We start from the raw sequence: 7,718 nt of genomic DNA on the forward strand, positions 1-7,718 counted from the left end.
CCGCCCCGCCCTTTCCTTCCCCCTCCCCCCTGCCCCCCTCCCGCCAGGGGTGGGGGGGGCCCGCAACGCCGTCCCGGGCTGCCCTCTGTCTCCCTCTCCCCCCCACCGGGGGGAGAGGGCCGGGGTGAGGGGGCCCATCCGTCCCGCCCTTTCCCTCCCCCCGCCCCCCTACCCCCCTCCCACCCGGGGAGGGGGGCCTGCTGCGCCGTCCTGGGCCGCGTTCTGGCGCCCTGGAGGGGGGCCTGCAACGCCGTACCGGGCCGCCTTCTGTCCCCCTCTCCCCCCACCGGGGGGAGAGGGCCGGGGTGAGGGGGGCGAGCCGTGATCGCCGAACTATACCGCCCCGCTTCCTTCCGATCCAGGGTTTGAAAGCGGGGCCTCGCCCCGGAGCGCCCGGGCCAGGGTGCGGGCCAGGGCGAGCCGGGTCGGGGGCTTCCGGAGGTAGGGGATGCCGGGGTCCAGGTCCTCGGGGGCGTCGTAGCCGCTCAGGAACACCACCGGCACCCGGAGCCCGCGCTCCCCCAGGGCGGCCACGAGGGCCGGGCCGTTCATCCGGGGCATGGAGACGTCGCTGAGCACCAGGTCCACCCCGGCGGCCCTCACCCGCTCCAGGGCCTCGGCCCCGTCGGCCGCGAACTCGGTTTGGTACCCCAGGCTCTCCACCAGGGCCGCGGTGATCTCCCGCACGGCCGGGTCGTCGTCCACCACGAGCACCCGCTCCCCGTGGCCCCGGGGCAGGAGGTCCGGCCCCTTCGCCCGCGCGCCCGTGTCCCGGGGGGGCCGGAGCGGCAGGAGCACCCGCACCGTGGTGCCCCGGCCGGGCTCGCTCTCGAGCTCCACCAGGCCGCCGTGCCGGTCCACGATGCACGCCACCTGGTGGAGCCCCAGGCCCGTGCCCTTCCCCGGGGGCTTCGTGGTGAAAAACGGGTCGAACACCTTGGCCCGGATCTCCTCGGGGATGCCGGTGCCGGTGTCGGCCACCTCGATCTCGGCCCACCCCGGGCCGTCCCCCGCCCGCCGGGTGCGGAGCCCCAGGGTCAGGGTACCGCCCTCGGGCATGGCGTCCCGGGCGTTCAGGGCCAGGTTCATGAGGACCTGCTCGATCTCCAGGGCCGAGCCCACCACCACGGCCTCGGCCGCCTCGACCCGGGCCTCCACCCGGATCTCGTCGGGGAACGTCCGGGCGAGCATCTTGGCCGTTTCCTTGACCACCGGCACGAGATTGAGGGGGGCCCGCTCCCCGCCGGTGCCCCGGCTGAAGTCGAGCATCTGGCGCACCAGTTCGGCCGCCCGGAACGCGGCCTTCACCAGATCTTCCAGGCGCTTTTGCTGCTTGGGCGACACCCCGGGGTCCAGGCGGGCGAGCTCGGCGTAGCCGGTGATGGCCAGGAGGAGGTTATTGAAGTCGTGGGCGATGCCGGCGGCGAGCTGGCCCACCGAGGCGAGCCGGTCCTGCTGGGCCGCCTGCTCCCTCAGGAGCCACTCCTCGGTCACGTCCCGGAGCACCAGGGCCCAGAGCACCCCCTGGGACGAGCTCTCGATGGGGTGGGACGACACCATGACCCGCCGGTCGCCCTCGGGGGTGCGGAACTCGGTCTCCTCCCCGCCGGGGGTGAGGAGGTCCACCAGGGGCCGGCCGCCGAGGGCGCCGACCCGGCGGTCGGGGTCGGCCCCCAGGGCGGCCAGGAGCTCCCGGCCGGCGCCGTTGGCGGCGAGCACCGCCCCGGCCGAGTCGAGGAGCACGAGCCCCACGGGCACGGCGTCCATGAGGTTCGAGAGCCGCCGCTCGGCGGCCCGGGCCGCCTCGGCCGCCTCCCGGTAGGGGGTCACGTCCTGGACGAGGGCCATCCGGGCCGGCCGGCCCTCCCACTCCACCGGGTCCACCCGCAGGCTCGCCCAGAACGCGCTGCCGTCGGATCGAATCCCCCGGACCTCGTACTCGCCCCGGAACCCGGCCCGGATCCGGGCGGCCACGGTCTCCCGGTCGTCGGGGTGGACGAGGTCCAGGGGCGGGGTGGCCAGGAGGGCCTCGCGGCTAAGGCCGAAGAGGGTCTCGGCGGCCCGGTTGGCGTCGAGCACCCGCTCGCCGTCGTGGATGAGGAGGGCCTCCCGGGTGGCCTCGGCCAGCGTCCGGTACCGGGCCTCGCTCTTGTCCCGGGCCGCCTCGGCCTCCACTTGGGCGTCGATCGACCGGGTGGCGCCCTCGACGTAGAGGAGCCGGCCGGCCTCGTCCCGCACGGCCCGGGCGGTCACCAGGACCCAGGTGGGCCGGCCGTCGGCCCGGCGGAGCCGGAGTTTCCGGTCGATCACCACGCCGTCCCGGGCCAGGTCCGCCTCGAACCGGTCCCGGTCGGCCGGATCGAGGTAGAAGTCCTGGACCCGGCGCTCGAGGAGGGCCTCCCGGCTCGGGAGCCCCAGGATCCCGGCCATGGCCGGGTTGGCGTCGAGGAAAGCGCCGTCGGATGCGCGCTGGAAGAGCCCGATGGGGAGGTTCTGGAAGAGGTCGCGGTAGCGCCGCTCGGCCCGTTCCCGCCCGAGGCGATCGGCCCGGGCCGCGACGGCCCGAGCCAGGGCCGCCACCACCCGGTCGATGCAAACCACGTGGGCCGTGGGCGGGGGGGACTGGGCCGCCGACCGGTGGGTTTCGCAGGCGGGCCCGAAGGCCTCGGGGCAGAGCACGAACACGGGGGTGTCGGGGGCGGTCGCCCGGAGCCGGCCCGTCAACTCTTCCTGGGGCCCGCACCGCTCCGGGTCGGGCACGACGAGGACGGCGTCGTAGGCCCCGGGTTCGAAGTCGCGGCCCGGCTCGGCCGCAGGGGGGCACACCTCGGTCTCCAGGCCGGGGTGGGCCGCCCGAAGCTCCTCGGCCGCCCGCCCGGCCTGGCCCTCGTCACCCCACACGAGAATCCGGCCCTGAGTCATCCAAACCTCGCTATCCGCCGATGGGACGTGCGAAACTCCTTTTGATCGGCATCGGCCGGCCGATCCGAAAACTTGAGGAGGCTGGGAGGCTGGGAGGCTGGGAGGCTGGGAAACCCTAGACCGCGATCTCGCAGCCGTCAAGGCGGGAATCGTTTGTCGTGGGTCGTGGGTCGTTGGTCGTTGGTCGTTGGTCGCGGGTCATGGGGCGTGGGGCGTCGCCTAGCCGCCCCGCCGCCCCGCCGCCTATCCCAGATTCTCCCGGTACCAGGCGATGGCCTCCGCGAGGCCCCGGCGCACGTCGTAGGCGGGCTCGTACCCGAGGAACCGCCGGGCCTTCCCGATGTCGGCCAGGCTGTGCTTGACGTCGCCGGGCCGCGGCGGGCCGTACCGGGGCTCCAGGTCCACCCCCAGGAGCCCCGCGATCTCCCGGTAGAGGGCGTTCAGGCTGATCCTCTCGCCGTAGGCCACGTTGTACACCTGGCCGCAGGCCTCCCGGGGCGCCTCGCAGGCCCGGAGGTTCGCCTGGACCACGTCGGCGATGTAGGTGAAATCGCGGGTCTGCTCACCGTCGCCGTAGATCTCGGGGGGCTCGCCCCGAAGGAGCGCGGAGACGAACTTGGGGATCACGGCCGCGTAGGTGCTGAAGGGGTCCTGGCGCTTCCCGAACACGTTGAAGTACCGGAGGCTCACGGTCTCCAGGCCGTAGAGCTCGAAGAAGAGCCGGCAGTACTCCTCCCCGGCGAGCTTGGTGAGGGCGTAGGGGCTCAGGGGCTGGGGCCGCATGTCCTCCACCTTGGGCAGCGTGGGGGTGTCGCCGTAGGCCGAGGAGCTCGCCGCGAACACGAGCCGCTTCACCCCGGCGTCCCGGGCGGCCACGAGCAGGTTCAGGGTGCCGGTGACGTTGCACTCGTTGGAGAGCGCCGGGTCCTCGATGGACCGGGGCACCGATCCCAGGGCCGCCTCGTGGAGCACGTAGTCCACGCCCTCGCAGGCCTCCCGGCAGGTTTCGGGGTCGCGCACGTCGCCCTCCAGGAACTCGAGGCCGTCCAGACCCTCCAGGTTTTCGGGCTTGCCGGTGAGGAAGTTGTCGAGGCCCCGCACCCGGTGGCCCCGGGCCAGAAGGGCCTCGGCCAGGTTCGACCCGATGAACCCGGCCACGCCGGTGACGAGAAAGGTGGCCATGTGGACTCCTTGGGCGCTTCGCCGAAGGAAGCGCGTGAAGGGACCTAAGGGACGTAAAGGACGAAAGGGACGCGCGGGCCGGCCGCCCAGCCGCCGAGCCGCCCAACTGCCCAGCCGCCCAGCCGCCCAGCCGCCTAGCTGCCTAGCCGCCGAGCCGCCGAGCCGCCTAGCCGTCACAACGACCAGTAGTACAGCCCCAGGGCCTCGGCTTCGGCGCGATCGTAGCGCATCTTGACGTCGGCCAGCACGCCCCGGCCGTCGGGCCGGTACAGGGCCTTGAGCCGCTCCAGGGTGAGCTCGTCGAAGGCGCCGTGGGCCACGGCGGCCACGATGCCGTCCACCGGGGGCACCTGGTCGAGGGCCACGGGCCGGAGGCCGAACTCCCGCTCGGCCTCGCCGGGGTCGGCCAGGGGGTCGTGGGCCAGCACCTCCACCCCGTAGTCCCGCAGTTCCGCGATCACGTCGGCGACCCGGGAGTTCCGCAGGTCGGAGACGTTCTCCTTGAAGGTGAGCCCCAGCACCAGCACCCGGCTGCCCTGGACGGCCCGGCCGCACCGGATGAGCCCCTTCACCGTGCTCTCGGCCACGTATTTCCCCATGCCGTCGTTGATGGCCCGGCCGGCGAGGATCACCTGGGGCTTGTACCCGAGTTCCTCGGCCTTGTAGGTGAGGTAGTAGGGGTCCACCCCGATGCAGTGCCCCCCCACGAGCCCGGGGGTGAACCGCAGGAAGTTCCACTTGGTGCCGGCGGCCTCGAGCACGGCCCGGGTCTCGATGCCCATGCGGTTGAAGATGACCGAAAGCTCGTTCATGAGCGCGATGTTGAGGTCGCGCTGGGTGTTCTCGATCACCTTGGCCGCCTCGGCCGTCTTGATGGTGGGGGCCCGGTGCACCCCGGCCTCGACCACCGTCTCGTAGACCCGGGCCACCACCTCCAGGGTCTCGGCGTCCTGGCCGGCCACCACCTTCACGATCCGCTCCAGGGTGTGCTCCTTGTCGCCCGGGTTGATGCGCTCGGGGGAGTAGCCCACCTTGAAGTCCCGGCCGCAGGCGAGCCCCGATTCGCGCTCGAGCACCGGCACGCAGACCTCCTCGGTCACCCCGGGGTACACCGTGGACTCGTACACCACCACCGTGCCGGGGGTCAGGTTCTGGCCGATGGACCGGCTGGCCGCCACGAGGGGGCCCAGGTCGGGCTTCTTGTGCCGGTCGATGGGGGTGGGCACGGCCACCACCACGAAGGAGGCCCGCCGGAGATCCCCGGGGTTCGTGGTGTACTCGATGCGGGTCGAGGCGAGGTCGTCGGCCGAGAGCTCGCCCGTGGGGTCCACCCCCCGGCGGAGCGCCGCCACCTTGGCCTCGCTCACGTCGAACCCGAGGGTGGGCACCTTGCGGCCGAAGGCCGCGGCCAGGGGCAGGCCCACGTACCCCAGGCCCACCACGGCCAGGGACGCCTCGCCCGCCAGGAGACGATCGGGAATCGTGGAGAACGCGTGGGACATGGTTGCCTCTCTACGGTTCGTTCAGGGACCCAAGGGACGAAAGGGACCTCAGGGACGGCGGCCCTGCCGCCTGGCCGCCCAGCCGCCCCTCCTATCTCACCTCCGCCTCGGCCCGCAGGGCCGCCTCCACGTCGGGCCAGAGGTCGCGGCCCTCGGTGTCGAGGTACTCCCGGATCCGGGCCACCCGGACCGGGTCGCCGTAGCGGGAAACCAGCACGGCCGCCCGGACCCGGGCCTCCCGGGGCAGGGCCGCGGCCACCGCGCCCTCCACCGCGTCCCAGGCCTCGGGGGTGTCGCAAAGCGCCAGGCCCTCCACCGCCTGGAGCGCCGCCCGGTCGTTCCGGGAGCCCTTGAGCACCCGCAAGAGCGCGTCGCACCCGGGCTCCCCCAGCCGGGCCAGGGCCCGGGCCGCGAGCCAACCCACCTGGGGGTCGTCCAGCGCGGCGGCCAGGTCGGGGACGGCCGCCGGATCCCCGATCTCCCCCAGGATCCAGCAGGCCGCCGCCCGGCGACCGGGGTTCTCGTCCCGGAGCTTTTCGGCCAAGAAGGGCACCACGGCCGTCCCAAGGCGCTCCAGGATCTGGAACCGCAGGCTCATGGTGGGGTCGCCCGGGCTCGAGGCGAAGAAGAGGTCCGGGTTCTCGGCCCCCACCCGCTCGAGGGCGAGCCCCGCGAACCACCGCAGGTCCTCGTCGCGGAGGGCGTTCAGGAGCGGCTCCACCGCCCGGGCCGTGCCCACCTCGATCAGCCCCGCCACGGCCGCGACCCGAACGGCCCGCACGGGGTGGTCCAGGAGATCGATCATCACATCCTCGGCCCCGGGGTCGCCGATGTCCCGGAGGGCGTTGAGGGCCCGCACCTTGACCTCGGGCGGCGCCGTGCGGCAGACGTCCACGAGCCGGTCCACCGCGGCCCGGCCGAACCGCGCCACCGCGGCCCGGGCCACCTCGGCCACCACCTCGTCCGGATCGGCCAGGCGCTTCGCCAGGGCGTCCACGACCCAGGTCGCCTCCTCGATCCGGTCGGCCAGCTTGCCGAGGGAAAAGGCCGCGTTCTCCCGCACCCGGGGCTCGGGATCCTCGAGGGCCGCCACCAGGGGCTCCACGGCCCGCAGGTCACCCAAGCCTCCGAGGAGGTAGGCGGCCTCCTGCCGGATGCGGGGGTTGGGGGAGGTGAGGGCCTGGATCACGGGCTCCACGTCGTTTTGGGCGTACCGCAGGAGGGCCTCGACGATGAGGCCGGAAAGACCCTTGCCCTCGCGCACGAGGCGGCCCAGCACGGCCTCCACGGCCCGGGGGCCGCCGATCTGCAGAAGCGAGGTCACGGCGTAGAGCCGCACCTGCTCCCGGGGATCCTCGAGGTAGCGGATCAGGGTCGGCACGGCCCGGCGGTCCTGGATCTCGCCCAGGAGGTACAGGCAGTCCACAGTGGTGGCCTCGTCGGCCCCCTCCAGGAGCTCGATGAGCGGGCCCACCGCCTCGGACCCCATCCGCACCAGGGTGCCGCCGATCAGCCAGTTGTTCCGGGTGCGCCGCATCTCCGAGACGAGCCGGGGCACCACCCGAGGCCCCATCTGCGCCAGAACCTCCATGGCCTCCAGCGCCGCGGGCAGGTCGTCGCCCGTCAGAACCTGGATCAGGGCCTCGACCCGGCCCTCGGGCGTGGGCGCGGCTACGGCCCGGCGCACGGCCTCGGAGCCCTGGGCCCGGCCCCGGGGGATGGTGCGCATCGCCCCGAAGGCCGCGGGGGCCAGGCACAAAACGAGGCCCAGGGCGGCGACGCGCCCTAGGCCCCGCGGGGACCTTTTCACCGGCATCGAACTCCCCCCGGGCGGGTCAGGGCTTGCAGGCGGGGTCGGTGAGGAGCTCGTCCAGCACGAACGGCACCTCGCTGATGCCGTCGGCGTAGTCGCCCACGTGGGTGTAGCGGATCACCCCCTGGCAGTCGATGATGACCTTGAGCGGGATCGGACCCGAGAGCCCGTAGATCTTGGTGGCCACCTCGAACTCGGTGTCCATGAGCATGGGGTAGGTGAGCTGGTACTTCTCGCGCAGGGCCTGGATCTTCTCCCGGTCCTTCTTGTCGCCCCGGCTCAGGGTGATGCCCAGGAGC

At 73.5% G+C, this 7,718-nt stretch carries 5 protein-coding genes; all 5 read right to left on the reverse strand.

The window, feature by feature from the left end; all coding sequences use genetic code 11:
• Positions 1–333: 333 nt before the first annotated feature.
• The gene (locus ACY0I8_RS14420) at positions 334–2,922 is read right to left on the reverse strand and encodes a PAS domain-containing hybrid sensor histidine kinase/response regulator (RefSeq protein WP_461395314.1); all 2,589 of its coding nucleotides are present in this window, start codon (positions 2,920–2,922) and stop codon (positions 334–336) included.
• Positions 2,923–3,165: 243 nt separating this feature from the next.
• The gene (locus tag ACY0I8_RS14425; protein ID WP_461395315.1) at positions 3,166–4,104 is read right to left on the reverse strand and encodes an SDR family oxidoreductase; all 939 of its coding nucleotides are present in this window, start codon (positions 4,102–4,104) and stop codon (positions 3,166–3,168) included.
• Positions 4,105–4,277: 173 nt separating this feature from the next.
• Entirely contained in the window at positions 4,278–5,606 is a 1,329-nt protein-coding gene (locus ACY0I8_RS14430; RefSeq protein WP_459942375.1) for a nucleotide sugar dehydrogenase, read from the reverse strand.
• A 91-nt stretch (positions 5,607–5,697) separates the two neighbouring features.
• Positions 5,698–7,422 (reverse strand): HEAT repeat domain-containing protein, encoded by a 1,725-nt coding sequence (locus tag ACY0I8_RS14435; protein WP_461395316.1) that lies wholly within the window; start codon positions 7,420–7,422, stop codon positions 5,698–5,700.
• A 19-nt stretch (positions 7,423–7,441) separates the two neighbouring features.
• Positions 7,442–7,718: peroxiredoxin family protein (locus tag ACY0I8_RS14440; protein ID WP_461395317.1), on the reverse strand; the 277-nt coding region annotated here is incomplete at its 5' end.

The sequence above is a fragment of the Deferrisoma sp. genome (assembly GCF_054681715.1).